Origin of the sequence: Sphingomonas sp., from assembly GCF_019746665.1 — a bacterium.
In the GTDB taxonomy this organism is placed as follows: domain Bacteria; phylum Pseudomonadota; class Alphaproteobacteria; order Sphingomonadales; family Sphingomonadaceae; genus Sphingomonas.
In genome coordinates, this window is the sequence record NZ_JAIERS010000006.1 from 48,723 (window position 1) to 70,950 (window position 22,228).

26 protein-coding genes are annotated in these 22,228 nt (G+C 68.6%); 14 read left to right on the plus strand and 12 right to left on the minus strand.

Annotated elements, in window-relative coordinates; genetic code table 11:
• Positions 1-118: 118 nt before the first annotated feature.
• From K2X73_RS05160 to K2X73_RS05170, 3 genes are all read right to left on the minus strand, one after another.
• Positions 119-1,495 carry an ammonium transporter gene (locus K2X73_RS05160; RefSeq protein WP_294109301.1) on the minus strand — a complete coding sequence of 459 codons (1,377 nt, stop codon included), beginning with the start codon at positions 1,493-1,495 and terminating at the stop codon, positions 119-121.
• 59 nt (positions 1,496-1,554) lie between these two features.
• A complete protein-coding gene (locus tag K2X73_RS05165) occupies positions 1,555-1,893 on the minus strand; it encodes a P-II family nitrogen regulator (protein ID WP_294109055.1) in 339 nt (112 codons plus the stop codon).
• Positions 1,894-2,026: 133 nt separating this feature from the next.
• Positions 2,027-2,227 (minus strand): DUF2007 domain-containing protein, encoded by a 201-nt coding sequence (locus tag K2X73_RS05170; RefSeq protein WP_294109056.1) that lies wholly within the window; start codon positions 2,225-2,227, stop codon positions 2,027-2,029.
• A gap of 198 nt (positions 2,228-2,425) precedes the next feature.
• Here K2X73_RS05170 and K2X73_RS05180 point away from each other — a divergent pair, with 198 nt between their 5' ends.
• Together K2X73_RS05180 and K2X73_RS05185 are read left to right on the plus strand one after the other, a co-directional pair.
• Positions 2,426-2,671, plus strand: coding sequence for a type II toxin-antitoxin system CcdA family antitoxin (locus tag K2X73_RS05180; protein ID WP_294109057.1), 246 nt, complete (start codon positions 2,426-2,428; stop codon positions 2,669-2,671).
• Positions 2,672-2,677: 6 nt separating this feature from the next.
• Positions 2,678-2,974 (plus strand): CcdB family protein, encoded by a 297-nt coding sequence (locus K2X73_RS05185; protein WP_294109058.1) that lies wholly within the window; start codon positions 2,678-2,680, stop codon positions 2,972-2,974.
• Between the two features lie 37 nt (positions 2,975-3,011).
• On the opposite strand, the gene tldD is transcribed toward K2X73_RS05185, so the two are convergent.
• From tldD to K2X73_RS05200, 3 genes are all read right to left on the minus strand, one after another.
• A complete protein-coding gene (tldD, locus tag K2X73_RS05190) occupies positions 3,012-4,430 on the minus strand; it encodes a metalloprotease TldD (RefSeq protein WP_294109059.1) in 1,419 nt (472 codons plus the stop codon).
• 44 nt (positions 4,431-4,474) lie between these two features.
• Complete coding sequence (locus tag K2X73_RS05195) at positions 4,475-4,879, minus strand: DUF3224 domain-containing protein (RefSeq protein ID WP_294109060.1); 405 nt, start codon at positions 4,877-4,879, stop codon at positions 4,475-4,477.
• A 76-nt stretch (positions 4,880-4,955) separates the two neighbouring features.
• Positions 4,956-5,189: a zinc-finger domain-containing protein gene (locus K2X73_RS05200; RefSeq protein ID WP_294109061.1), complete on the minus strand. Its 234-nt coding sequence runs from the start codon at positions 5,187-5,189 to the stop codon at positions 4,956-4,958.
• Positions 5,190-5,304: 115 nt separating this feature from the next.
• On the opposite strand from K2X73_RS05200, the gene K2X73_RS05205 reads away from it, so the two are divergent.
• Positions 5,305-5,715, plus strand: coding sequence for a glyoxalase (locus tag K2X73_RS05205; protein ID WP_294109063.1), 411 nt, complete (start codon positions 5,305-5,307; stop codon positions 5,713-5,715).
• Between the two features lie 35 nt (positions 5,716-5,750).
• The gene (locus K2X73_RS05210; protein ID WP_294109064.1) at positions 5,751-6,683 is read left to right on the plus strand and encodes an ABC transporter ATP-binding protein; all 933 of its coding nucleotides are present in this window, start codon (positions 5,751-5,753) and stop codon (positions 6,681-6,683) included.
• Here K2X73_RS05210 and K2X73_RS05215 read toward each other — a convergent pair.
• Positions 6,664-7,620 carry a hypothetical protein gene (locus K2X73_RS05215; protein ID WP_294109065.1) on the minus strand — a complete coding sequence of 319 codons (957 nt, stop codon included), beginning with the start codon at positions 7,618-7,620 and terminating at the stop codon, positions 6,664-6,666. The two genes, K2X73_RS05210 and K2X73_RS05215, sit on opposite strands and share 20 nt — an antisense overlap.
• Before the next feature lie 98 nt (positions 7,621-7,718).
• Between K2X73_RS05215 and nadB the strand changes: the two genes are divergently transcribed.
• Positions 7,719-9,317, plus strand: a complete 1,599-nt coding sequence (nadB, locus tag K2X73_RS05220; RefSeq protein WP_294109302.1) for an L-aspartate oxidase — start codon at positions 7,719-7,721, stop codon at positions 9,315-9,317.
• Between the two features lie 49 nt (positions 9,318-9,366).
• Here nadB and K2X73_RS05225 read toward each other — a convergent pair whose 3' ends face one another.
• Positions 9,367-10,302, minus strand: coding sequence for a ribose-phosphate pyrophosphokinase (locus K2X73_RS05225; protein ID WP_294109066.1), 936 nt, complete (start codon positions 10,300-10,302; stop codon positions 9,367-9,369).
• Between the two features lie 97 nt (positions 10,303-10,399).
• Here K2X73_RS05225 and gltX point away from each other — a divergent pair, with 97 nt between their 5' ends.
• The 4 genes from gltX to K2X73_RS05245 are packed head-to-tail and all read left to right on the plus strand — an operon-like array spanning position 10,400 to position 13,810.
• Positions 10,400-11,728, plus strand: a complete 1,329-nt coding sequence (gltX, locus tag K2X73_RS05230) for a glutamate--tRNA ligase (protein WP_294109067.1) — start codon at positions 10,400-10,402, stop codon at positions 11,726-11,728.
• Between the two features lie 48 nt (positions 11,729-11,776).
• Positions 11,777-12,352: an NADPH-dependent FMN reductase gene (locus K2X73_RS05235; RefSeq protein WP_294109068.1), complete on the plus strand. Its 576-nt coding sequence runs from the start codon at positions 11,777-11,779 to the stop codon at positions 12,350-12,352.
• The gene (locus K2X73_RS05240; RefSeq protein WP_294109069.1) at positions 12,345-13,523 is read left to right on the plus strand and encodes a molybdopterin-dependent oxidoreductase; all 1,179 of its coding nucleotides are present in this window, start codon (positions 12,345-12,347) and stop codon (positions 13,521-13,523) included. The genes K2X73_RS05235 and K2X73_RS05240 overlap by 8 nt, the downstream gene beginning before the upstream one ends.
• Positions 13,520-13,810, plus strand: coding sequence for a cytochrome C nitrite reductase (locus K2X73_RS05245; protein ID WP_294109070.1), 291 nt, complete (start codon positions 13,520-13,522; stop codon positions 13,808-13,810). The genes K2X73_RS05240 and K2X73_RS05245 overlap by 4 nt, the downstream gene beginning before the upstream one ends.
• Positions 13,811-13,826: 16 nt before the next feature.
• On the opposite strand, the gene K2X73_RS05250 is transcribed toward K2X73_RS05245, so the two are convergent.
• Positions 13,827-14,930, minus strand: coding sequence for a glycoside hydrolase family 68 protein (locus tag K2X73_RS05250; RefSeq protein ID WP_294109071.1), 1,104 nt, complete (start codon positions 14,928-14,930; stop codon positions 13,827-13,829).
• A 155-nt stretch (positions 14,931-15,085) separates the two neighbouring features.
• On the opposite strand from K2X73_RS05250, the gene K2X73_RS05255 reads away from it, so the two are divergent.
• The 3 genes from K2X73_RS05255 to phbB are packed head-to-tail and all read left to right on the plus strand — an operon-like array spanning position 15,086 to position 19,044.
• Complete coding sequence (locus K2X73_RS05255) at positions 15,086-17,305, plus strand: molybdopterin cofactor-binding domain-containing protein (protein WP_294109072.1); 2,220 nt, start codon at positions 15,086-15,088, stop codon at positions 17,303-17,305.
• The gene (hemH, locus tag K2X73_RS05260) at positions 17,302-18,300 is read left to right on the plus strand and encodes a ferrochelatase (protein ID WP_294109073.1); all 999 of its coding nucleotides are present in this window, start codon (positions 17,302-17,304) and stop codon (positions 18,298-18,300) included. Before K2X73_RS05255 ends, hemH begins: the two co-directional genes overlap by 4 nt.
• A gap of 21 nt (positions 18,301-18,321) precedes the next feature.
• On the plus strand, positions 18,322-19,044 hold the full coding sequence (gene phbB, locus K2X73_RS05265) for an acetoacetyl-CoA reductase (protein WP_294109074.1): 723 nt from the start codon (positions 18,322-18,324) through the stop codon (positions 19,042-19,044).
• 60 nt (positions 19,045-19,104) lie between these two features.
• On the opposite strand, the gene K2X73_RS05270 is transcribed toward phbB, so the two are convergent.
• Positions 19,105-19,521 (minus strand): glycine zipper 2TM domain-containing protein, encoded by a 417-nt coding sequence (locus K2X73_RS05270; RefSeq protein WP_294109075.1) that lies wholly within the window; start codon positions 19,519-19,521, stop codon positions 19,105-19,107.
• Positions 19,522-19,670: 149 nt separating this feature from the next.
• Here K2X73_RS05270 and K2X73_RS05275 point away from each other — a divergent pair, with 149 nt between their 5' ends.
• Complete coding sequence (locus K2X73_RS05275) at positions 19,671-20,756, plus strand: esterase-like activity of phytase family protein (RefSeq protein ID WP_294109076.1); 1,086 nt, start codon at positions 19,671-19,673, stop codon at positions 20,754-20,756.
• Here K2X73_RS05275 and rpmB read toward each other — a convergent pair.
• The gene (gene rpmB, locus K2X73_RS05280; protein WP_294109077.1) at positions 20,665-20,964 is read right to left on the minus strand and encodes a 50S ribosomal protein L28; all 300 of its coding nucleotides are present in this window, start codon (positions 20,962-20,964) and stop codon (positions 20,665-20,667) included. The two genes, K2X73_RS05275 and rpmB, sit on opposite strands and share 92 nt — an antisense overlap.
• Positions 20,965-21,071: 107 nt before the next feature.
• On the opposite strand from rpmB, the gene K2X73_RS05285 reads away from it, so the two are divergent.
• A complete protein-coding gene (locus tag K2X73_RS05285) occupies positions 21,072-21,521 on the plus strand; it encodes a nucleoside deaminase (RefSeq protein ID WP_294109078.1) in 450 nt (149 codons plus the stop codon).
• Between the two features lie 2 nt (positions 21,522-21,523).
• Here K2X73_RS05285 and K2X73_RS05290 read toward each other — a convergent pair whose 3' ends face one another.
• Complete coding sequence (locus K2X73_RS05290; RefSeq protein ID WP_294109079.1) at positions 21,524-22,213, minus strand: NnrU family protein; 690 nt, start codon at positions 22,211-22,213, stop codon at positions 21,524-21,526.
• Positions 22,214-22,228: the final 15 nt, after the last annotated feature.

Below are 22,228 nucleotides of genomic sequence, written 5' to 3' on the forward strand. Positions count from 1 at the left end.
GCTGGTGCAAGTTGTCGCGGCGCGATGCCGATGCCACAAAAATAGGCCGGTACATCGCTGTACCGGCCTAGTAGCTCCGCAGGAGGAACACCGTGTCAGAGGGCAAGCCTCTGCAAAATCAGTAGTTGTACGCGCGCTCGCCATGCTCGTTGATGTCGAGCCCCTCGGCTTCGACATCGGCGCTCGGGCGCAGGCCCAGCGTCGCCTTGAGCGCGAAGAACAGCACCGCCGAGATCAGGCCCGACCAGACGAGGGTGATCCCGACCGCCGTCGCCTGCTTCACCAGTTGCTCGGCGATCGAATAGCCTTCGGGCGTCACCGCGACGGCGGGGAACTTCGTGTAATCGAAATAGCCCTGCCCGCCGAGCTTGGGATCGGCGCACACCGCCGTCGCCAGCGCGCCGACGATCCCGCCGACGCAGTGAACGCCGAACACGTCGAGCGAGTCATCATATTTCAGCGCGTTCTTCACCCGGCTGACGAAGATGAAACAGATCGGCGAGACGATCAGCCCCAGCACCAGCGAGGTCATCGGCGCGGCATAGCCGCTCGCCGGGGTGATCGCGACGAGGCCCGCCACCGCACCGGTCACCGCGCCGAGCAGCGAGGGCTTGCCGTGCATCACCTGGTCGCACAGCGCCCAGCTCACCGCCGCCGCCGCCGTCGCGACGAAGGTGTTCATGAAGGCGACCGCGGTCACCCCGTTCGCCTCCAGGTTCGAGCCCGCGTTGAAGCCGAACCAGCCGACCCACAGCAGCGAGGCGCCGATCATCGTCATCGTCAGCGAATGCGGCGGCATCGCGTCCTTCAGGAAGCCGCGCCGCGGGCCGATGACGAGGCAGCCGACCAACCCGGCGATCCCGGCATTGATGTGAACCACCGTGCCGCCCGCGAAATCGAGCGCGCCCAGGTTGAACAGATAGCCGCCATCGGTCGGCGCGTCGGGCAGGAAGTCCGGTCCCGCCCAGTACCAGACCATGTGGGCGATCGGGAAATAGACCAGCGTCAGCCAAGCGACGACGAACAGCATCAGCGGCGTGAACTTCACCCGCTCGGCGAACGCCCCCACGATCAGCGCCGGGGTGATGCACGCGAAGGTCATCTGGAACGCGCAATAAGCGAGTTCGGGGATATAGACATTGTTCGAGAAGGTCGCCGCCGGGCTCGCCGCCGTCACCCCGATCAGGAATGCCTTGCCGAAGCCGCCGATATAGGGCGAGCCGCCGGTGAAGGCGAGCGAATAGCCCCAGCATACCCACACGAGCGCGGCGATGCTGACGATCATGAACACCTGCATCAGCACGCTGAGCATGTTCTTGGTGCGCACCAGCCCGCCGTAGAAGAGCGCGAGACCCGGCACCGACATCAGCAGCACCAACGCCGAGGAGACGAGCATCCAGGCGGTGTCGCCCTTGTTGATCATCGCCGCCGCCTGTTCGGCGCTGGGCGCCTTCACCAGCGCGGGCGCGGCGAGCGCCGGATCGGCAAGCGCCAGCGCGGCGAGCCCGGCGGCGAACGAATAAGTCAGGATGCGCACGGTCTCCCCCCTTCTGGTCACAGCGCGTGATCGTCTTGTTCGCCGGTGCGGATGCGCACGGCGGAATCGATGGTCATGGTGAAAATCTTGCCGTCGCCGATCTGCCCGGTCTGCGCCGCGGCCTGGATCGTCTCGACGACGCGCGGCGCGAGATCGTCGGCGCAGGCGATCTCCAGCTGCACCTTGGGCACCATCGAGGTTTCATATTCGGCGCCGCGATAGATTTCGGTCTGCCCCTTTTGCCGGCCGAAGCCGCGCACCTCGCTTACCGTCATCCCGGTCACGCCCAGCGTGTTGAGCGCCTCGCGCACCTCGTCGAGCTTGAACGGTTTGATGATCGCGATGATGAGCTTCATTGGCGGACCCCCTGCAATGTTGCATCGCAAAAGGCGTGCCAGAGGTAACGAAGCTTTAATTCATGGGGTCGTGGCGATTGATCGTTGCATTCGCCGCTTGGTTTTTGTGCACCCGCGAACAACTGCCCGAAATTTAGGCAGGGCCGATCAGCGCGCGGGCCTCGGCGAGATCCTCGTCATCGACCATCACCCGCACCGGAATCAGGAACTGGCTGCCATCGGCGAGCGACGCGCCGCCATCGAACGCGACCGCCGGAATGCCCGCCGCCTCGAGCGCGCCGACGATGATATGCGCCTCGTTGCGGGAATAGCGCCCCAGCTCGACCAGGGTCATAGCGCGACTACCGACAGAGTCGTTGGCACGCGCATCACGTCATCCCCCTTGCGTGCAGCTCCGCCGCCGCTGTCGCGACGAAGAACATCGGCTGGCGCGCGATGAAGGCGATGTGGTCGTCGGTAAGGGTGGGGAAGAATTCGGCCATTCCCTGTCCCCATCATTGACGCGCAATGATCATGCGCATATCATATGCGCATGAAACAAGAAACCATCGCCTCGGGCAAGCGCAAGGCGGTCAACCTATCGCTCGACACCGGCATCGTCCAGGCGGCGCGGGACGTCGAGCTGAACCTTAGCCAGGTGTGCGAGGCGGCAATACAGCAAGCGACCAAGCAGGTTCTTAAGGAGCGTTGGCGCGCCGAGAATCGCCACGCTATGGAGGCTTGGAACGACTGGATCGACAAAAACGGTTTGCCGCTTGAAAAATATCGGATGTTTTGAAGGACCATGGCGCAATTCGATGCCGTGAAGCTGCGTAGCGGCGAATTCGTGGTCGTACTGCAATCCGATTTGGTCGATTATCTGCCGACTCGCCTTGTCGCGCCGCTCGTTCCGATCGATGAGGCGCCAAGCAAGGTCGATCGGCTCAATCCGATCGTGACGATCGACGGCCGGCAATATTTGATCGCCGTTCATCTTGCCGCCACCGTGCCCGCTCGCCAAATCGGCCCGACGGAAATGATGCTCCGCGACTACGATTTTATGATCAAAGCCGCGCTCGACATACTGATCAGCGGCTTTTAGGGTTTTTTTCAGCGAAGCTGAACCAAGCCCAAACCCCTTACACCGCCGTCCCGCCCACCGTGAGTCCTTCGACCAGCAAGGTCGGCTGGCCCACGCCCGCCGGCACGCTCTGCCCCCCCTTGCCGCACATGCCGACGCCCTCGTCGAGCGCGAAGTCGTGGCCGATGCCGGCGACGCGGGTGAGCACGCTCGGGCCGTCGCCGATCAGCGTCGCGCCCTTGATCGGGGCGCCGAGCCGGCCATTCTCCACCCGATAGGCCTCGGTGCAGGAAAACACGAACTTGCCCGACACGATATCGACCTGCCCGCCGCCGAAGCTCTTGGCGAAGATGCCGTTCTTCACGCGGGCGAGCAACTCGGCCGGATCATCATTGCCGGCGCGCATGAACGTGTTGGTCATGCGCGGCATCGGCGCATGGGCGAAGCTCTCGCGCCGGCCATTGCCGGTGGGCGCCACCCCCATCAGCCGGGCGTTGAGCCGGTCCTGCATATAGCCGGCGAGGATACCGTCCTCGATCAGGATATTTTCCTGGGTGGGCGTGCCCTCGTCATCGATCGAGAGCGAGCCGCGCCGATCGAGCAGCGAACCATCGTCGATCACCGTCACCCCGGGTGCCGCGACGCGCTCGCCGATCCGCCCCGAAAAGGCGCTGGTGCCCTTGCGGTTGAAGTCGCCCTCCAGCCCGTGGCCGATCGCTTCGTGGAGCAGGATGCCCGGCCAGCCGGGGCCGAGCAGCACGGTCATCTCGCCGGCGGGCGCGGCGACCGACTCCAGATTGACCAGCGCCTGGGCCAGCGCCTCGTCGATCGCGCGGCTCCACACCTCGGGGCTGGTGATGCGATCATAGAGATAGCGGCCGCCAATGCCGAAGCTGCCGGTCTCGCGCCGGCCGTTCTGCTCGGCCACGATCGAGACGTTCAGGCGCACCAGCGGCCGCACATCGGTCGCGACGAACCCATCGGCGCGCACGATCTCGACCACGCTCCACGATCCCGACAGCGACACCGACACCTGCGCCACGCGCGGATCGCGCGCGCGCGCGGCGGCGTCGATCGTCTGGCACAGCGCCACCTTGTCGGCGAACGGCATCAGATCGAGCGGATCGCTGCCGGTATAGAGATGGCGGTTGGTGCCGACCGGCGGCGGTGCCTTGGCGGCGGCGCTCGGGTCGATCAGCGCCATCGTCTGCGCGGCGCGGGTGATCGCGGCGGGGGTCAGTTCGCTCGAATGGGCGAAGGCGGTGGTCTCGCCCGCCACCGCGCGCAGGCCGAAACCGGCGTGCGTATCATAGCTCGCGGTCTTCAGCCGGCCATCGTCGAAGCCGAACGCCTCGGCCTTGCGATATTGCAGGTAGAGCTCGCCGTCGTCGGCGCGGGCGAGCGCGGCGGCGGTCAGGCGCTGGGCTTCTTGAGGGTCGAGGCTGGCGTAGAGGAACGCGCGGGGATCAACGGTCATCCCACCAAGGTAGGGCGCGCGGCGGCGATGTAAACTCGCGCGGTCTATTCGGGCAGCGTATAGGCGAAATCATAACGGTGGACGCCGCCTTCCACCGTGATGCCGAGCGTGCCCGCGATGCCCGCGAGCGCGCCGGTGCCGGTATCGGGCGCGACGGTGATCGTCAGATCGCCACCCCCCGCCTTGGTCATCGTGCCCTGGTGGAGCAGCACGAAGCCGCCCGCCTTGCCATCGACGCTGCCCTGGAACTGGTCGATCGCGACATAGGCGGCGGCCGCCCCCGGCTTGGGCGCGCCGGCGGCGAGCATCGTGCCATGCGCGGTGCCGGTCAGCCCGCCGGAGAAATGCTTCACCAGCCCCATCCGGCTGGTCGGCAACGCGCCCTCGGTGGCGGGCGCCTGAGCCTCGGGGGTGATGCTGACCTCGAACGTGCCGGTTGCGTGGTGCACGGGGCTTCTCCTTTGCGGTGCCGCCGCGGTCAAGGTGACGAGCAGCGCCAGCGCCAAAGCCTGGCGCCGTGCCACCTTAACGGCTCGCGCCCGAGGCGATATCCGTGCCGGCCGCGCCGTCGGGCAGATCGGCCGGCCCGCCCACCAGAATGAAGCGCCGGTCGCAATAGCCGCAATCGACATAGCCATGCTCGTCGATCTGCAGATAGACGCGCGGATGGCCGAGCGCGGTCGGGATACCGTCATGCGCGCCGTCGCAGCTGACGCGGGACGCGGTGACGCGCGTGATCTGGGGCGGCGGAAGGCTCATGCGCGCGGCGATAGCAATGATGGCGCGACCGAGGCAAGTTGACTTTGGCGCCGCCCGGATCGACGCGAGACGGGCCGCCCTTCACCGCGAAGCCAACGCAGGAGCAAGCCTTCCCATGTCGGCCACACCATCCGTCGGCGCCTTCGCGATCGTCCCGAGCAATGATCTGCCAAACGCGCTTCCGTTCTGGCGGCGCATGGGCTTCGCCATCACCGGCGGATCGCACGAGTATGTCATCATGACCGGCTGGGGATGCGAAGTGCATCTGATCCAGGCGGGGAGCGGGCCATGGCGAGTGCCGGCGGACCATAATCCGTTCGGCGTCTTCATCCGCACGCCCGAGGTGGAGGCGATCGCGGCGCGGGTCGACGATCTGATCATTCGGCCCGGCGGCGTGCTGCGCCACCGCGAATGGGGGCTCTATGAAGTCGGCATCGCCGGGCCGGACGGCCTGCTGGTCCGGGTCGGCTGGCCTTCGGCGCTCATCGGGCATGGCCCCGCCCCGGCACCGCCGGGACAAAAATAATTGGCGGCACCGCGTTTGCGGCTTAAGCGGCGGGCATGACCGACGCTCCCGCCGATGCAGCGATTTCGATCCAGGGCTTGTCCAAAACCTATGCGGGCGGCAAACAGGCGCTGAGCGACGTCAGCTTCGATGTGCCGCGCGGCATGATCTATGGCCTGCTCGGGCCGAACGGCGCGGGCAAATCGACGCTGATCAACATCCTGGCGGGGCTGGTGAACAAGACCAGCGGCAGCGCCTCGATCTGGGGGTTCGACATCGACGCCCACCCCCGCAATGCCAAGGCCTCGATCGGGATCGTCAACCAGGAGATCATCTTCGATCCCTTCTTCACCCCGTTCGAGACGCTGGAGATCCAGGCCGGGCTCTACGGCGTGCCCAAGGCCGAGCGCCGCTCGATGGAGCTGCTGCGCGCGGTGCATCTGGAGGACAAGGCGCGCGCCTATTCGCGTACGCTCTCCGGCGGCATGAAGCGGCGGCTGATGGTCGCCAAGGCGATGGTCCACGCGCCGCCGGTGCTGGTGCTCGACGAACCGACGGCGGGCGTCGATATCCAGCTGCGCCAGCAACTCTGGGAATATGTCCGCGAGCTCAACCGCGGCGGGGTGACGGTGGTGCTGACGACGCACTATCTCGAAGAAGCCGAGGAGCTGTGCGAGCGCATCGCCATCATCAACCACGGCAAGCTGATCGCCAACGAACCGACGCGCGCGCTGGTCGGCATGGCGCATGAGAAGATGGTCGCGGTGACGGTGGACCGCGACGTGGCGACGCCGCCAAGCGACCCCGCCTTCGAGAAGATCGAACTGAAGGGCGATCGCGAGCTCGACATCACTTACCGGAAGGACCGGGTGAACGCGGGGCAGGTGCTCGCGGCGGTGCAGGCGGCGGGGCTGGGGATCGTCGATGTGAGCACGCGCGAGGCGGATCTGGAGGATGTGTTTCTCAGCCTTACGCGGGCGGCGGGCTGACCATCGCGTCAAGCTGATCGCCGATGCCGAAGGGCTTGTCGCGGTACGCGGCGCGCCAGCCGGGTCCGCCGCTGTCGAGCATCATCGCCTCCACCGCGCCAAGTTCATAGAAGGCGCCACGCTTCCACACGCGCAACCCCTGGCGCATCACGGCCTTCAAACTGCTCGCAACGCCTTCCAGCCGGTCACGCGCGACACCCTTGTACCGTGGGTCGCGCCGCGCGGCCGCCTGGGCGAGCATCACATCGGTCCACCGCGCGACCCCTTCCTGGCCGATCTGAAACTCATAATAACGCCAGTCGGCGGGGGAGACCGCCGCCCGCGCTTGGTGGCGGGCGGCGACATAAGCGGCGATCGCCTGCCGGCGCGCGGCGGGCGTGAGTGCCTGCAAAAAGGCCAGAGCCCGCCCGCACATCGCCGCGAACGCCGCCTCCACCGCCGGTTGGGCGTAAGGGAAAGGATAGTCGAGCATCCAGGCGCCGTCGCCGCTGCTGCCCGCCAGCCCCAACGCCTGAACCTTCGCGGCATAATCGGGCAGGCGCGCCTGATATTGGTGAAAGGCTTCATGCGCGACCTCGATCGCCCATCGTGCCCGCTCGCTGCCAGGGCGGGCCGGCGCGCCGACCACGATCATCGCCGGCTCGTCGGCCACCGGAAATGCCGCGGAGATGTCGAGCGGGTTGGCGCGCGGGCGTTGCTGCATCGTACAACCGGTCACCGCATCCCGGCGCAGCGGGCGAAAGCCGGCGAGCGGCGCGTGGCAGAACAACGTCTCACCGCGCCGCTCGACCAGGATCATGTGGAACGGGATGCGCGCGAAGCCGGGCCAGAGGGCGTCGCCGTCGCGCCGGGTGATGGCGCGCGTGTCGTGGATGAGCCGCCGCAGCGCCACCGGGGGCGCGGCGGCGGCCAGCATCGCGGAAAGCAACAACGCCATCGCCACAAGCTATGCGGGCGGCGACACCCTGGCAATCACCCGAAGCCACGCCCCGCGCTTGACGCGCGGCGCGCTTCGCGCTCTGCCGGGCGGTGATGATGGAGCCTCGCTTGCACGACCCCCACACCGCCGACATCCTGATCATCGGCTCGGGCGCGGCTGGCCTTACCGCCGCGCTCAACCTCGCGGATCGGTTCAAGGTCACCGTGCTCGCCAAGAGCCGGATCGACGATGGCTCGACCGCCTGGGCGCAGGGCGGGATCGCGGCGGTGCTCGAACCCGGCGACACGTTCGACAGCCATGTCGAGGATACGATGGTCGCGGGCGCCGGGCTCAATCACCGCGACACGGTGGAGTTCGTCGTCGAAAGCGCCCCGCGCGCGATCGCCCGGCTGGTCGAATTGGGGGTGCCGTTCAACCAGGACGGCAACACGCTCCACCTGACGCGCGAGGGCGGGCATTCGCACCGCCGCATCGTCCATGTGAACGACGCGACCGGCTATGCGGTGCAGGTCGCGCTCCAGCGCGCGGCGGAGGCGCATCCCAACATCACTCTCGTCCCCAACCGCGTCGCGATCGATCTCGCGACCGGGCGGCACGAGCAACGCTATTCGGGCGCGGGGCATGTGTGGGGCGTGTACGCCGTCAACCGCGAGACGGGCCGCGTCGAGCTGTTCACCGCGCGCGCGACGATTCTCGCGACCGGCGGCGCGGGGCGGACCTATCTGTTCTCGACCGCTCCGCGCGGCGCGACCGGGGACGGGATCGCGATGGCGTGGCGCGCCGGGTGCCGCGTCGCCAACATGGAATTCATGCAGTTCCACCCGACCTGCCTCTACAATCTCGACGTCAAGAACTTCCTGATCACCGAGGCGGTGCGCGGCGAGGGCGGCTGGCTGAAGCTGCCCACCACCGGCCACCGCTTCATGCCCGATGTCGACCCCCGCGCCGAACTCGCCCCGCGCGATGTGGTCGCGCGCGCGATCGACCATGAGATCAAGCGGCTGGGCCTCGATTACGTCCATCTCGACATCAGCCATAAGGGCGCCGAGTTCGTCCGCGGCCATTTCCCGACGATCCACGAAAAGCTGCTCGGCCTGGGCATCGACATGACGCGTGAGCCGATCCCGGTGGTGCCCGCGCAGCACTATACCTGCGGCGGGATCATCGTCGATCATGACGGGCGCACCGATCTGCCGGGGCTCTACGCGGCGGGCGAGTGCAGCGATAGCGGGCTGCACGGCGCCAATCGCCTCGCCTCCAATTCGCTGCTCGAATGTTTCGTGTTCGGCGAGGCGGCGGCCAAGCACATCGCCGCGCATTGGGCCGATCTGCCCCCGCCACCGCCGATCCGCCCCTGGGACGAGAGCCGGGTGACCGATTCGGACGAGGAAGTCGTCATCAAGCAGAACTGGACCGAGATCCGGCGCTTCATGTGGAACTATGTCGGCATCGTCCGCACCACCAAGCGGCTGGAGCGCGCGGCGCACCGGATCAAGCTGCTGAGCGAGGAAATCGGCGATTATTACGGCCATTTCCGCGTCACGCCCGATCTGATCGAGCTGCGCAACCTGCTGCAATGCGCCGATCTGATCGTCCGCTGCGCGCTCGCCCGCAAGGAGAGCCGGGGGCTGCACTATACGCTCGATTACCCCGAAACGCTGCCGGTGGCGGCGGATACGGTGCTGCTGCCTTGAGCGCTTGCCGGGCGGGTCGGGTGGCGGAGCGGGCTGGCGCCGAACGACCCTAATCGAACAGCGACGACACGCTCGTCTCATCCGCGATGCGGCGGATCGCTTCGCCCAGCAGCGGTGCGATCGTCAGATGGCGGATGCGCCTGGCCTCGCTCACCGCCGGCGGGCTGCCGATCGTATCGGTGATCACGAGTTCGGTGAGCGCCGATCCTTCCACCCGCGCCACCGCCCCGCCCGAAAGCACGCCGTGGGTGCAATAGGCGACGACTTCCTCGGCCCCCGCTGCCTTCAGCGCGGCGGCGGCGTTGCACAAAGTGCCCGCCGAATCGACGATATCGTCGATCAGGATGCAGAAGCGCCCGGTCACGTCGCCGATGATGTTCATCACTTCCGATTCGCCCGCGCGCTCGCGGCGCTTGTCGACGATCGCGAGCGGGGCGTTGTCGAGCCGTTTGGCGAGCGCACGGGCACGCACCACCCCGCCGACATCGGGCGAGACGACCATCAGGTTGCGCCCGGGAAAGCGCGTCAGCACATCGGCCGACATCACCGGCGCGGCATAGAGATTGTCGGTCGGGATATCGAAGAACCCCTGGATCTGCCCGGCGTGGAGATCGATCGAGAGTACCCGGTCGGCGCCCGCGACGGTGATGAGATTGGCGACGAGCTTGGCCGAAATCGGCGTGCGCGGCCCGGGTTTGCGGTCCTGCCGGGCATAGCCGAAATAGGGGACCACCGCCGTGATCCGCTTGGCCGAGGCGCGCTTCAGCGCATCGATGCAGATCAGCAGCTCCATCAGATTGTCGTTCGCGGGATAGCCCGTCGATTGCAGGACGAACACGTCCTCGCCGCGCACATTCTCCTGAATCTCGACGAACACTTCCTCGTCGGCGAAGCGGCGCACGCTCGCCTCGGTGAGCGGAATTTCGAGATACCGCGCCACGTCGCGCGCCAGCGGCAGGTTGGAGTTGCCGGTCAGCAGTTTCATGAATAGGCCCCTTGCTCTATCCCCTGCCTTAAGCCCTCGTTTCCCACGCCCGCAAGTAGGCATTGCCCGTGCCGCGTCCCGCGCCTAGGCGCTCCGCATGACCGTGCGCACGCGCTTCGCCCCATCGCCCACCGGCACTCTCCATATCGGCAATATCCGTACCGCCCTGTTCAACTGGCTGTTCGCGCGGGCGCAGGGCGGGGCGTTCCTGCTGCGGATCGACGATACCGATGCCGCGCGCAGCGAGGAGCGGTTCGTGGAAGGCATCCGCGCCGATCTTGCCTGGCTGGGGCTCGCGCCGGATGACGAGGCGCGGCAATCGGCGCGGTTCGATCGCTATCAGGCGCGGTTCGACGCGCTGGTCGCGGCGGGGCGCGTCTACCCGGCTTATGAAACCCAAGCCGAGCTCGATCTGAAGCGCAAGGTGCAATTGGGGCGCGGCCTGCCCCCGGTGTATGATCGCGCCGCGCTGAAGCTGACCGATGCCGAGCGCGGCCAGCTGGAGGCAGAGGGGGTGAAGCCGCATTGGCGCTTCAAGCTCGATCACGCGGCGCCGGTCGAATGGCACGATCTGATCCGCGGCCCCCAGCATTTCGAGCCCGCGACGATGAGCGATCCCGTCATCCGCCGCGCCGATGGCAGCTGGCTCTACATGCTCCCGTCCGCGATCGACGATGTCGAGCTGGGTATCACCCATGTCGTGCGCGGCGAGGATCATGTCTCGAACACCGCGCTGCAAATCCAGATGTTTCAGGCGATGGGCGCCACGCCGCCGGTGTTCGCCCATGCCGCGCTGCTGACCGGCGCGGAGGGCAAGCTTTCCAAGCGGCTGGGCTCGCTCGGCGTCGAGGCGCTGCGTGAGGCGGGGATCGAGCCGCAGGCGGTGCGGGCTCTGCTCGCGCGGCTGGGGACGAGCGACCCGGTCGAGCCCTTCGTGGAGATGGCGCCGCTGATCGCCGCGTTCGATTTCGCGCGTTTCGGCCGGGCGCCGGCGCGCTTCGACGAAGGCGAGCTGGCACAGCTCAACGCGCGCATCATCCATCAGCTGCCGTTCGCGGCGGTCGCGGAACGCCTGCCGGCGGGAATGGGCGCGGACGCCTGGGAAGCGATCCGCCCCAATCTGACCCGGATCGACGAGGCGGTCGATTGGTGGGGGGTGATCGAAGGCGCGGTCGCCGCGCCCCCGGCGCCCGAGGACGGCGATTTCCTCGCCCGCGCCGCCACGGTCGCCGCAGGGCTCGATTGGGCAGCGGACCCGTGGCACGCGCTCACCGACGCGCTGAAGGCCGAGACGGGGCGCAAGGGCAAGGCGCTGTTCCTGCCGCTGCGCCGCGCGCTCACCGGCCGCGATCACGGGCCGGACATGGCCGCGCTCCTCCCGCTGATCGGCCGCGACCGGGCGGTCGCGCGATTGCGCGCGCGCTGAGCGTTTCGCGGTTTCGATCCCCCCGCCATCTGCGCTAGGAAGCAAGCGATGACCGAACCCAAACCGCTCGTCGTCGGGATCGGCGGCACCATCGGGGGTGTTTCCTCCACCGAGCGCGCGCTGATGATCGCGCTCGACGCCGCCGCGCGCGACGGCTTCGAGACCCAGTTGTTCGGCGGCGAGGCGCTCGCGCGGCTGCCGCTCTACAACCCCAAGGCGCATGAGCGCACCGAGTGCGAGCAGCGCTTCGTCGCGGCGGTGCGCCGCGCCTCGGCGGTGATCATCGCGAGCCCGGGCTATCACGGCTCGATCTCGGGCCTGGTGAAGAACGCGCTCGATCTGCTCGAGGAAACCGCGCGCGACCCCCGGCCCTATCTGGCGGACATGCCGGTGGGGCTCATCGCCACCGCTTATGGCTGGCAGGCGACGGGGAGCACGATCGCGGCGCTGCGCTCGATCGTCCATGCGCTGCGCGGCTGGCCGACGCCGTTCGCCGCCGCGATCAACACCCAGCTCACCAAGTTCGACGAGGCGGGCGGAGCGAGCGACCCGGCGGTGCTCGATCAGCTCGCGCTCGTCGGCCGCCAGGTCGCGCGGTTCGCGCCGCTCGCCGCGCATGATTAGTCGGCGGACTGCCCTGGCGGGGATAAGCGGGGCTTTCGCCGTCCCCGCGCTGGCGCGCGATGTCCGGCTGGGGTTTGAGAACGGCACGAGACTGCTCGGCAGCGGCTTTTCGGAGAAGGGCGAGATGATCGTCCAGCGCACCCGCGCGCCGCTGCTCGAAACCCCGTTCGAGGTGTTCGACGACGGGCTGTTCACCCCGAACGACCGTTTCTACGTCCGCTGGCATTACCAGGACATCCCGCTGGCGGTGAACGCCCGCGACCATCGGCTGAACGTGAGCGGCGCGGTTTCCCGTCCCCTCGCGCTGACGCTGGGCGAACTGCTCAAGCTGCCCCGGATCGAGCTGGCGGCGGTCAACCAATGTTCGGGCAATTCGCGCGGCTTCGTGGCCCCGCGCGTCGCCGGCGCGCAGTGGGGGCACGGCGCGATGGGTTGCGCGCGCTGGACCGGGGTGCCGCTGAAGGCGGTGCTCGAGCGCGCCGGGGTGAAGCCGGGCGCGCGGGCGGTGCGCTTCGGCGGGCTCGACGAGCCACCGCCCGAGGCGCCGCGCTTCCTGAAGTCGCTCGGCATGGATCACGCGCTGGACGGCGAGGTGATGATCGCCTTCGCGATGAACGGTGCCGCGCTGCCGATGCTTAACGGCTATCCGATCCGGCTGGTCGTGCCGGGCTGGTTCTCCACCTATTGGATCAAGGCGCTGTCGAGCATCGAAGTGCTTGATAAAGAAGACGATAACTTCTGGATGGCGACCGCCTACCGCATCCCCGCAACCGTGGATGGCGGGGTTCCACCGGGCACGACCCAGTTCGAGAGCGTGCCGATCAACACGATGCCGCCGCGCAGCTTCTTCACCAATCTGCGCGACGGCGCGATCGTGCCCCCCGGCCCACGCCTGGTGCGCGGCATCGCCTTTGGCGGCGCGAGCGCGGTCGCCAAGGTCGAGCTGAGCCGCGACGGGGGCGTGAGCTGGCAGCCGGCGACACTGGGCACCGATGCCGGGCGCTATGCCTTTCGCGGCTGGCAGGCGACGACCGAGTTCTTAGCCGGCGCGGCGACGCTCCACGTCCGCTGCACCGCCGCCGACGGGCGGGTCCAGCCGATGCGGCCGGTGTGGAACCCCGGCGGCTACCTCTACAACGCGGTCGAGAAGGTCGAGGTGCGCGTCGCATGAAGCTGATCCTGGCGCTGGCGGGGCTCGCCATGGCGGCGAGCGTCACCTTCAAGAACAAAACGATCGACTATCCCGCCGATCCGCCTGGCTTGCCCGATCGCTTCGAGCTGGTGACGCAGAACTGTACCGGTTGCCATTCGAGCGAGTTCCTGACCGCTCAACCCAAGCTCAGCCGCGCGACCTGGGCGGCCGAAGTCGCCAAGATGCGCCGCGTCTATAAGGCGCCGATCGAGCCGGGGGACGATGCCAAGCTGGTCGAGGCGCTGGTCGCGCTGCAGGGGGGCTGAACGGCCTTTCGGCGGTTCAATCCACCAATGCCGCGCGCGCGCCCTCCAGCCGCAGGCGCAGCCCCGGGGCGGGGGCACCGGCGAAGGCGCGGCGGGCTTCGGCGAGGCTCGTCGCCGGGCGATCGAGCCCGACCAGATCGGCGAAGCTCCACACGCTCAGATCGGGCAGGACTTGCCAGCTATAGGCCTGGGCGGGCGCCTCGGGCGGGTTGGCGAAGACGAGGCCATGGCCGTTGACCGGCTGCCACGGCGCGTCGCCGGTCGCGCGAACCACCCCGTACAGCCCCGTCGGCGCGTGGCGCAGCTCGGGCGCGAAGACTTTGCGCTGGGTCGACCAGAACAGATAGAGCGCGCCCTCATGAACCACGGCGTGCGGGCGTTCGAGCTCGTTGGTGACGCCGGTGGCATCGATCCAGGGCGCGGTGAGCCGCCAGCCGCTCCCGTCGCGCCGCGCCGCGCCGACCAGCCCGTTCCACGCGCTCTCTGCCCGCGCGCGCGATGCGGCGAAGAGCAGCCATTCGCTCCCCTGATCGCGAACATGGAAGGGATCGCGAAACGCCTTGATCGTCCCGCTCTCCCCGCCGCCCGCAAGCGCGGTTTCATAGGCCTCGCCATCCGGGACGACGCATTCGACGGGCGTGGTCCAGTCGATCGGGCGGAGATCGTCGCCCAGGGTGATGTGGCATTCGAACAGCCGCTGGTCGAACCCCGGCGCGGCTTCGCCCGGCCGGCCCGCGGCGGTGAAATACAGCGTCAGCCGCCGCCGGGCGGTGTCGAGCAGCGCCGAACCCGCCCACTCACGGCTTCCCGGCGAGAGAGCGGGCGGCAATAGCGCGCCCAGGTCGCGCCAGCTCAAGGCCGTCCGGTGAAACAGCCGCAACCGCGCGACCGCATGGCGCGCCTCGGGATCGGGCAGGATCGGCGCGGTCAGCGCGATCACCAGAAGCCCGCCGTCGATCGCCGCCAACGCCCCGGCGGGGGTCAGCGCGGGCCAATGGTCCCACAGCTCGATCCCCGGCACCACGCGCGGCGCGGCGGCGGCGGCGAAGCGCGGCGCGACCGGATAGCCGCCCTCGGCGATCGCCGCGACATGCGCGGGGGTCCAGCGAAACGGCGTCATGCGCTGCCACCTCTCACGCAATCGGGCCGCTGCCCGAAATCACGGCAACGATGTCGGACATTGCAAACCTTTGCAATAGCTTGAAGTGCCTTCCTCTCTTCTGGGTGGAAACGGGCTCTTTCCCTGCCCGTCGGCGCCGCTTAAACGCTGGACCCATGGCCCGACCAATCTCGATCGACCGGCGCAACCTGCTCATCGCCGGGGGGGCGGGGCTGGGTCTCGCGATCGCCTGGGGGGTGTGGCCGCGCACTTACGCCCCCAACCTCACCGCCGCGCGGGGGGAGACGATCTTCGGCGCGTGGGTGAAGATCGGCGAGGACGGGCACGTCGCGGTCGCCATCCCGCAGGCCGAATATGGCCAGGGCAGCTGGACCGCGCTGCCCCAGATCCTTGCCGACGAGCTTGGGGCCGATTGGCGCACCGTCTCGGTCGAGCCGGCGCCGCTCAACCCGCTTTACGCCAACCGGCTGGGCGCGGCCGAGCTGTTCGAAGGACTGTTCGACACGGGCGCGGCGGGGTTCGCCGAGCGCTATGTCGCGCCCGCCGCACTGATGCTCACCGCAGGATCGAGCTCGCTCCGCGCGTTCGAGGACGAGCTGCGCCGGGCGGGCGCCGCCGCGCGGGTGCTGTTGAGCAAGGCGGCCGCCGCGCGCTGGGGAGTCGATTGGCGCGCCTGCGTCGCCGAGGACGGTTTCATTACCCACGGCAACCGCCGCGCGCGTTTCGCCGAACTCGCGGCGGCGGCGGTCAAGGAAAAGCTGCCCGAAACACTACCGCTGCGCGCGGAGGAGTCGGGCGGCCTGGCGGGACAGTCGGTGCCCCGGCTCGACGTGCCGGCGAAGGTCGATGGCTCCGCCAATTTCGCGGGCGATGTCCGGCTGGCCGACATGGTGTTCGCCGCCGCTTGGAGCGCGCCGCCGGGCGCGCGGATCACAGGCCTGAACCGCGACGCGGCGGCCAAGGCACCGGGCTTCCTGATGCTGGTCGAGCAGGGCGACTGGGTCGCCGCGCTCGCGACGACGTGGTGGGGCGCCCACCGCGCGGTCGAGGCGCTCGCCCCGCGCACGGCAGGGGGCGCGATGCCGAGCGCCAAGGGCATCGAATCGTCGCTCGTCCGCGCGCTCGAAACGTCGGGCACGCGCCTCGCCGCGCGGGGGGACGTGGCGGCGGTATTCAAGGGCGCGCCGCTGATCCAGGCCGATTACCATGTCGGCCCCGCGCCCCATGCCTCGCTCGAAACCCAGAGCGCGACCGCGCGGTTCGAGTCCGGGCGGCTCGAACTCTGGCTGCCGACGCTGGCGCCGGGGCTCGCGCGCGATGCCGCCGCCGCCGCGCTCGGCATCGCGGCGGCGCAGGTGGTGGTGCATCCGATGCTTGTCGGCGGGTCGTTCGGCATGGGGATCGAGCCGACGGTCGCCGCGCAGGCGGCGCTGCTCGCCCGCGCGGCGAAACGCCCGGTGCAACTCACCTGGTCGCGGCGCGAGGAACTGGCCCGCGATCCGTTTCGCCCGCCCGCCGCCGCGCGCATGACCGCCCGGCTCGGCGGCAACGGCACGATCCTCGGCTGGCGCGCGAAGATCGCCACCCCGCCGAGCGGCACCGCGCTCGCCCACCGCCTGCTCGGGGGCGATCCGGCGGCCCGCGCCGCGCTGCTGCTTCAGGGCGGGGGCGACATGGCGGCGGTCGCCGGGGCCGTGCCCTATTATCGCTTTCCTGCCTTCGCGCTCGATCATCACCCGGTCGAGATCGGTCTCCCCACCGGCTATTGGCGGAGCGGCGCGCACAGCTACACCGCCTTCTTCACCGAAAGCTTCCTCGACGAACTGGCCCATGCCGCGAGTTCCGAGCCGCTGTCGTTCCGCGTGGGCATCACCGGCGAGGCACGGCTGGTGCGCTGCCTGTCGACCGCGGCGGCGCTCGGCGGCTGGGAAGGCGGCGTTCCCGGATCGGGCCAGGGCATCGCCTGCCACTCGTTCCGCGGCAGCCATATCGCGCTGCTGGCCGAGGCCCATTTCGAGGATGGGCGCGTGCCCCGGGTCGATCGGCTGGTCGCGGCGGTCGATTGCGGGCGGCAGATCAACCCCGAACTGGTGCGCCAGCAGATCGAAGGCGGGCTGTTGTTCGGGATGGCGGCCGCGCTCGGCGCACCGATCGGGGTCGAGGGCGGGCGCCCCGCTCCGGCGCGGCTGGGAGCACTCAATCTACCGCGCCTCGCCGACACGCCCGACATCACCGTCGAGCTGATCCGCTCCGATGCCGAGCCGGGCGGCGTGAGCGAGCTGGCGGTGCCGGTGGTGGCCCCCGCAATCGCCAACGCGCTCTACGCGGCGGCGGGCTTCCGTTTGCGACGCTTGCCCTTTACGGCGGCGGCATGAGTCGTCCCCCCGATCACCCGCCGGTCAAGCCTCGCCGTGTGGGGGTGATGCTGGTGAACCTCGGAACGCCCGACGCGCCAGACACCAAATCGGTGCGCCGCTATCTGGGCGAATTCCTGTCGGACAGGCGGGTCGTCGAGATCCCTGCGCCCTTGTGGCAGCCGATCCTGCGTGGCTTCATCCTCAACACCCGCCCGCAGCGCTCGGCCGAGGCGTATCGCGCGGTTTGGAGCGACGAGGGCTCGCCGCTCGCCGCGATCACCCGGCGCCAGGCGGCGGCGCTCCAAGCTCGGATTGGGGACGCGGCGCTCGTCGATTGGGCGATGCGCTATGGCCAGCCCTCGATCCCCGACGTGCTGCGCCGGATGTTCGAAGCGGGCTGCGACCGCCTGCTGCTGGCGCCGCTCTACCCGCAATATTGCGCGGCGACGACCGCGACCGCCAATGACAAGGCGTTCGCGGTGCTGCGCGCGATGCGCTGGCAGCCGGCGATCCGCACGCTGCCGCCCTATTATGATGATCCGCTCCACATCGACGCGCTCGCCCGCGACATCGCCAGCGGGCTCGCCGGCCTTCCCTTCGATCCCCAGGCGCTGCTGGTGAGTTTCCACGGGATGCCCGCGCGCACGCTGGAACTGGGCGACCCCTATCACTGCCAATGCCAGAAGACCGCGCGACTGCTGGGCGCGGCGCTGGGGCGCGAGGTGATCGTCACCTTCCAGTCGCGCTTCGGCCCGGCGAAATGGCTCGAACCCGCGACCGACGAGACACTCGCCGCGCTGCCCGCCAAGGGCGTCAAGCGCATCGCCGTCGTCGCGCCCGGTTTCTCGGCGGACTGCCTCGAAACGCTGGAGGAGGTCGCGATTCGCGGTCGCGAGACCTTTGAGGAAGCTGGCGGCACCGATTTCGCCTACCTGCCCTGTTTGAACGACCGTTCCGTTGGTATGGAGATGCTCGAGGCGCTAATCCGCCGCGAACTGCAAGGCTGGGCGTAACCAGCGAATAAGGAGAGGAAGATGGCACGCGTCGCGATTGTCACGGGTGGAACGCGCGGGATTGGCGAGGCGATCAGCCTTGCCTTGCGGGATTCAGGCTTCACCGTCGCCGCCAATTATGCAGGCAATGAAGAGCGCGCCCGCGCCTTTACCGAACGGACCGGGATCAAGGCCTATAAGTGGGATGTCGCCGATTTCGATGCGTGCCAGGCGGGCGTCGCGCAAATCGTCGAGGAACTCGGCCCGGTCGATGCGCTCATCAACAACGCCGGCATCACCCGCGACGGCACGATGCTGAAGATGACCTACCAGGCCTGGAAAGAGGTGATCGACACCAATCTGGGCGGGTGTTTCAACATGGCGAAAGCGGTGTTCGCCGGGATGCGCGATCGCAAATGGGGGCGGATCGTCAACATCGGCTCGATCAACGGCCAGGCGGGGCAATATGGCCAGGTGAACTACGCCGCTGCCAAATCGGGCATCCACGGCTTCACCAAGGCGCTGGCGCAGGAAGGCGCCAAGTTCAACGTGACCGTGAACGCGATCGCGCCCGGCTATATCGACACCGACATGGTGGCGGCGGTACCCGGCGAGGTGCTGGAAAAGATCGTCGCCAAGATTCCGGTTGGCCGGCTGGGCCAGGCGAGCGAGATCGCGCGCGCGGTGACCTTCCTGTGCTGCGACGAGGGCGGCTTCGTCACCGGGTCGACGCTCAGCATCAACGGCGGCCAGCACATGTACTGAACGGCTCGAGGGCCGACGCACGAGGCGCCGGCCCTCTCGTTCCCCCGATACGCCGGGGACTCAATAACGCGAGCGGCAATCGCTACGGTCGATCGAGCGACCGGCGAGCGCGCCACCAGCGGCGCCGAGCACCGTGCCAAGCCCGCGATCGCCACGCCCCGCGACGACATTGCCGAGCAAGCCGCCGGCGATCGCGCCGACCACCGTGCCCGCAGTACCATCGCAGCGGCGATAATTATACCGGTAATCGCTACGGTAGTCGCGATAGACCCGATCGTTGTAACGGTTGTCATAGTAACCGTTATTGTAATAGCCGTTGCGATCGTACCCGCGATAATTGTCGCGATAGACGTCGCCGCGATAGCCACGATAATCGCGATAGCCATCATAATATTGCGCCGAAGCACCGGTCAGGGGCACCACCGCGCTCATGCCGAGGGCGAGCGCTGCACCGGCGGCGGAAAGCTTCTTCAACATGGTCCATCTCCACACGCTGCGGCGGCAAGAGCCGATTCCCTTCCACCGATGCTGTGCTTTTGCCCGAGTCGCTTTGAGCGGTGCCTGAATGTGCTCGTTATCCCGCGTTCAGCCTTTGCAGGCGGGCGCGGGGCTCTATGAGGAGCGCCATGCGCCTGTTTTGGTCGGTAATTCTGCTGGTGATGTTCGTGCCGCAATGGATGGGGCTTGGGCAGGCGCCCCTGCTCGACCCGCAAGCGCCGTTCAGCTTGCGGCCGGTCGCGCTCTACCCCGCGGCCCCTGCCCGGCGCCGACTCGGCGCGCTGGTGTTCGAGCGCGGCTACCGGCTCACCAGCCGCGATCCCGAGTTCGGCGGTTTTTCCGCGATGCTCACCGATGGCCACGCCTTCACCCTGTTGAGCGACAGCGGGCAGGGCGTGCGCTTCCGGCTCGATACCCATGGCCGCGTCCAGGGCGGCGCGGTTTTCGCGCTCCCCAGGCTGCCCCGTGGCGGCTGGCACGGCGAGGATCGTGACAGCGAAGCGCTCACTCGCGACCCCGCCGGACATATGTGGGTATCGTTCGAGACGGTGAACGAAATTTGGCGCTACGCCCCCGGCTTCGCGCGCGCCGAGGGACACGTCGCTCCGCCGGCGATGACGCGGTGGGACGAGAATCGCGGCGCCGAGGCCTTTACCCGCCTGGCGAGCGGCCGCTTCGTCGCGATCGACGAAAATGAGGTTTCGCCCGGAGAGGGGTGCGAGGGGGTGGTGTTCCTGACCGACCCGGTGCGCGCGCCCCGGCGCGGCTTCCGCTTCCGCTATCTGCCGCCCGCGGGATACAAGCCCACCGACATCGCCGAGCTGCCCGATGGCCGGCTGGTGCTACTCAACCGGCGCGCCGATCTGGGCGAGGGCTTCACGGCGATCGTCACGCTGTTGCCCAAGGGCGCGATTCGGCCCGGCAGCCTGGCCCGTGGTCACCCGATCGCGCGCTTCGCCGCGCCAGCACAGCACGACAATTTCGAGGCGATCGCGGTCGTCAGCGAACCGGACGCGATCAAGCTATGGATCGCGAGCGACAATAACCAATATTGGTTCGAGGAGAGCCTGCTGCTCGAATTCCGGCTCGACGAGGCGGCGCTGCCGCCGCCCCTGCGGCGGGTTACGCCGCCGCTTCGACCGGCGCCAGCTTCTTCTTCACCTCGCGCTTCAGCCGGCGCGCGCGCAGCGACAGCTGATCGTCCGAGGTCTTGACCAACCAGTTATCCAGCCCGCCGACATGCTCGACCGAGCGCAGCCCATGCGTCGACACGCGCAGCCGCACGCTGGTGCCCAGCGCGTCCGAGATCAGCGTGACATTCTGCAGGTTGGGCAGGAAGGTACGCTTGGTCTTGTTGTTGGCGTGGGAGACATTGTGCCCCACTTGCCGACCCTTGCCGGTCAGCTCGCAAATGCGCGACATCGACTTAAATCCTCCGGAAAGTCGCGCCCCTTAAGCTGGGATCGGCGAAACGTCAACCGATTCCCCAGGCGCTGGCGCCCGCCGCGTCCCCACGGCATAGCAAGGCGATGTTCCCGCTTCCCGAACCGATGCGCCAGGCGCTCGCCGCCGCCACCCAGGCCGCCGAGGCGGGCGAAGTGCCGGTGGGCGCGGTGGTGACGCGAGGCGGGGAGCTGATCGCGGTCGCCGCCAACGCGCCGCGCGCGCTGCACGATCCGACGGCCCATGCCGAGATCCTGGCGATTCGCGCCGCCGCCCGGGCGCTGGGGCGCGATCGGCTCGATGGCTGCGACCTGTGGGTGACGCTGGAGCCCTGCGCGATGTGCGCGGGGGCCATCGCTCATGCGCGAATCGACCGGCTCTATTACGGCGCCGATGATCCCAAGGGCGGCGCGGTGGCGCACGGGGCGAGGTTCTTCGGTCAGCCCACCTGCCACCACCGACCGGAAATCTATCCCGGTATCGGCGAGGGTGAAGCGGCGGCGTTGCTCAGGGAGTTCTTCGCCGCGCGGCGCTGAGTTCAGCCGATCCACCGCCAGATGCCCGCCGCGATCCCCGCCGCCGGCTGATGCGCCCTGGTCGCGCCGAGCCATATCACCAGCCCGCCCGCCAGATCGTGCGGCCGAAAGCCGCCAAAGCGCGCGCGACCCTGACCGATCGCCTGGAACGGCCAATAGCTCGTCATCGCCACCCAGGGCCGCCACAGGTCCGGGTTCAACCGCGCCTTCTTGGCATCGAGCGCCGCCGCGCCGATCAGCGCGAACGCCGTGAAGCCCCCCGCGACGATGAACTGCGCGGGGATCGGGAACACGAGCATGTGCGCGATCCCCCAAAGCGCGAACGACCACAGCATCGGGTGGCGGGTGATCGCATAGACGCCGCGCGCCTCGGCTGGCGCCTTCACGTTGGGCGCCGGAAAGGCGGGATTGCCGATCAACGACCCCATCAACAACACGCTCGCGATCAGCATGATCACGCTCGCGAATGCCCAAAGGCTGTCGCCCACCGCCCATAGCGGCGCGGCACCGGGCGCCGCTTTCCAGGCGCGTGAAATCCACCACAGCGAGGCGAAGGCCGCCACCGCGTAGAGAATTTGAAACCCGATCGCGCCCAGCGCCTTCACCAAGGGCGCGCGCAAGGGGTGGGAGAGGATCAGATGCCCGCCAACGAAGCTCGCCGTCGCCAGCGCCAATTCGCCATAGCCATCCATCCGCGCCTCCCCACT

Excerpts from the sequence above, each read along its gene's own strand:
- K2X73_RS05180 (WP_294109057.1), top strand. The coding sequence starts at position 2,426 with ATGAAACAAGAAACCATCGCCTCGGGCAAGCGCAAGGCGGTCAACCTA.
- nadB (WP_294109302.1), top strand. The coding sequence starts at position 7,719 with ATGGAGCCTCGCTTGCACGACCCCCACACCGCCGACATCCTGATCATC.
- K2X73_RS05245 (WP_294109070.1), top strand. The coding sequence starts at position 13,520 with ATGAAGCTGATCCTGGCGCTGGCGGGGCTCGCCATGGCGGCGAGCGTC.
- K2X73_RS05285 (WP_294109078.1), top strand. The coding sequence starts at position 21,072 with ATGTTCCCGCTTCCCGAACCGATGCGCCAGGCGCTCGCCGCCGCCACC.
- rpmB (WP_294109077.1), bottom strand. The coding sequence starts at position 20,964 with ATGTCGCGCATTTGCGAGCTGACCGGCAAGGGTCGGCAAGTGGGGCAC.
- K2X73_RS05205 (WP_294109063.1), top strand. The coding sequence starts at position 5,305 with ATGTCGGCCACACCATCCGTCGGCGCCTTCGCGATCGTCCCGAGCAAT.
- K2X73_RS05240 (WP_294109069.1), top strand. The coding sequence starts at position 12,345 with ATGATTAGTCGGCGGACTGCCCTGGCGGGGATAAGCGGGGCTTTCGCC.
- K2X73_RS05225 (WP_294109066.1), bottom strand. The coding sequence starts at position 10,302 with ATGAAACTGCTGACCGGCAACTCCAACCTGCCGCTGGCGCGCGACGTG.
- gltX (WP_294109067.1), top strand. The coding sequence starts at position 10,400 with ATGACCGTGCGCACGCGCTTCGCCCCATCGCCCACCGGCACTCTCCAT.
- K2X73_RS05270 (WP_294109075.1), bottom strand. The coding sequence starts at position 19,521 with ATGTTGAAGAAGCTTTCCGCCGCCGGTGCAGCGCTCGCCCTCGGCATG.
- K2X73_RS05290 (WP_294109079.1), bottom strand. The coding sequence starts at position 22,213 with ATGGATGGCTATGGCGAATTGGCGCTGGCGACGGCGAGCTTCGTTGGC.
- tldD (WP_294109059.1), bottom strand. The coding sequence starts at position 4,430 with ATGACCGTTGATCCCCGCGCGTTCCTCTACGCCAGCCTCGACCCTCAA.
- K2X73_RS05200 (WP_294109061.1), bottom strand. The coding sequence starts at position 5,189 with ATGAGCCTTCCGCCGCCCCAGATCACGCGCGTCACCGCGTCCCGCGTC.
- K2X73_RS05235 (WP_294109068.1), top strand. The coding sequence starts at position 11,777 with ATGACCGAACCCAAACCGCTCGTCGTCGGGATCGGCGGCACCATCGGG.
- K2X73_RS05170 (WP_294109056.1), bottom strand. The coding sequence starts at position 2,227 with ATGACCCTGGTCGAGCTGGGGCGCTATTCCCGCAACGAGGCGCATATC.
- phbB (WP_294109074.1), top strand. The coding sequence starts at position 18,322 with ATGGCACGCGTCGCGATTGTCACGGGTGGAACGCGCGGGATTGGCGAG.
- hemH (WP_294109073.1), top strand. The coding sequence starts at position 17,302 with ATGAGTCGTCCCCCCGATCACCCGCCGGTCAAGCCTCGCCGTGTGGGG.
- K2X73_RS05210 (WP_294109064.1), top strand. The coding sequence starts at position 5,751 with ATGACCGACGCTCCCGCCGATGCAGCGATTTCGATCCAGGGCTTGTCC.
- K2X73_RS05275 (WP_294109076.1), top strand. The coding sequence starts at position 19,671 with ATGCGCCTGTTTTGGTCGGTAATTCTGCTGGTGATGTTCGTGCCGCAA.
- K2X73_RS05185 (WP_294109058.1), top strand. The coding sequence starts at position 2,678 with ATGGCGCAATTCGATGCCGTGAAGCTGCGTAGCGGCGAATTCGTGGTC.
- K2X73_RS05165 (WP_294109055.1), bottom strand. The coding sequence starts at position 1,893 with ATGAAGCTCATCATCGCGATCATCAAACCGTTCAAGCTCGACGAGGTG.
- K2X73_RS05250 (WP_294109071.1), bottom strand. The coding sequence starts at position 14,930 with ATGACGCCGTTTCGCTGGACCCCCGCGCATGTCGCGGCGATCGCCGAG.
- K2X73_RS05215 (WP_294109065.1), bottom strand. The coding sequence starts at position 7,620 with ATGGCGTTGTTGCTTTCCGCGATGCTGGCCGCCGCCGCGCCCCCGGTG.
- K2X73_RS05255 (WP_294109072.1), top strand. The coding sequence starts at position 15,086 with ATGGCCCGACCAATCTCGATCGACCGGCGCAACCTGCTCATCGCCGGG.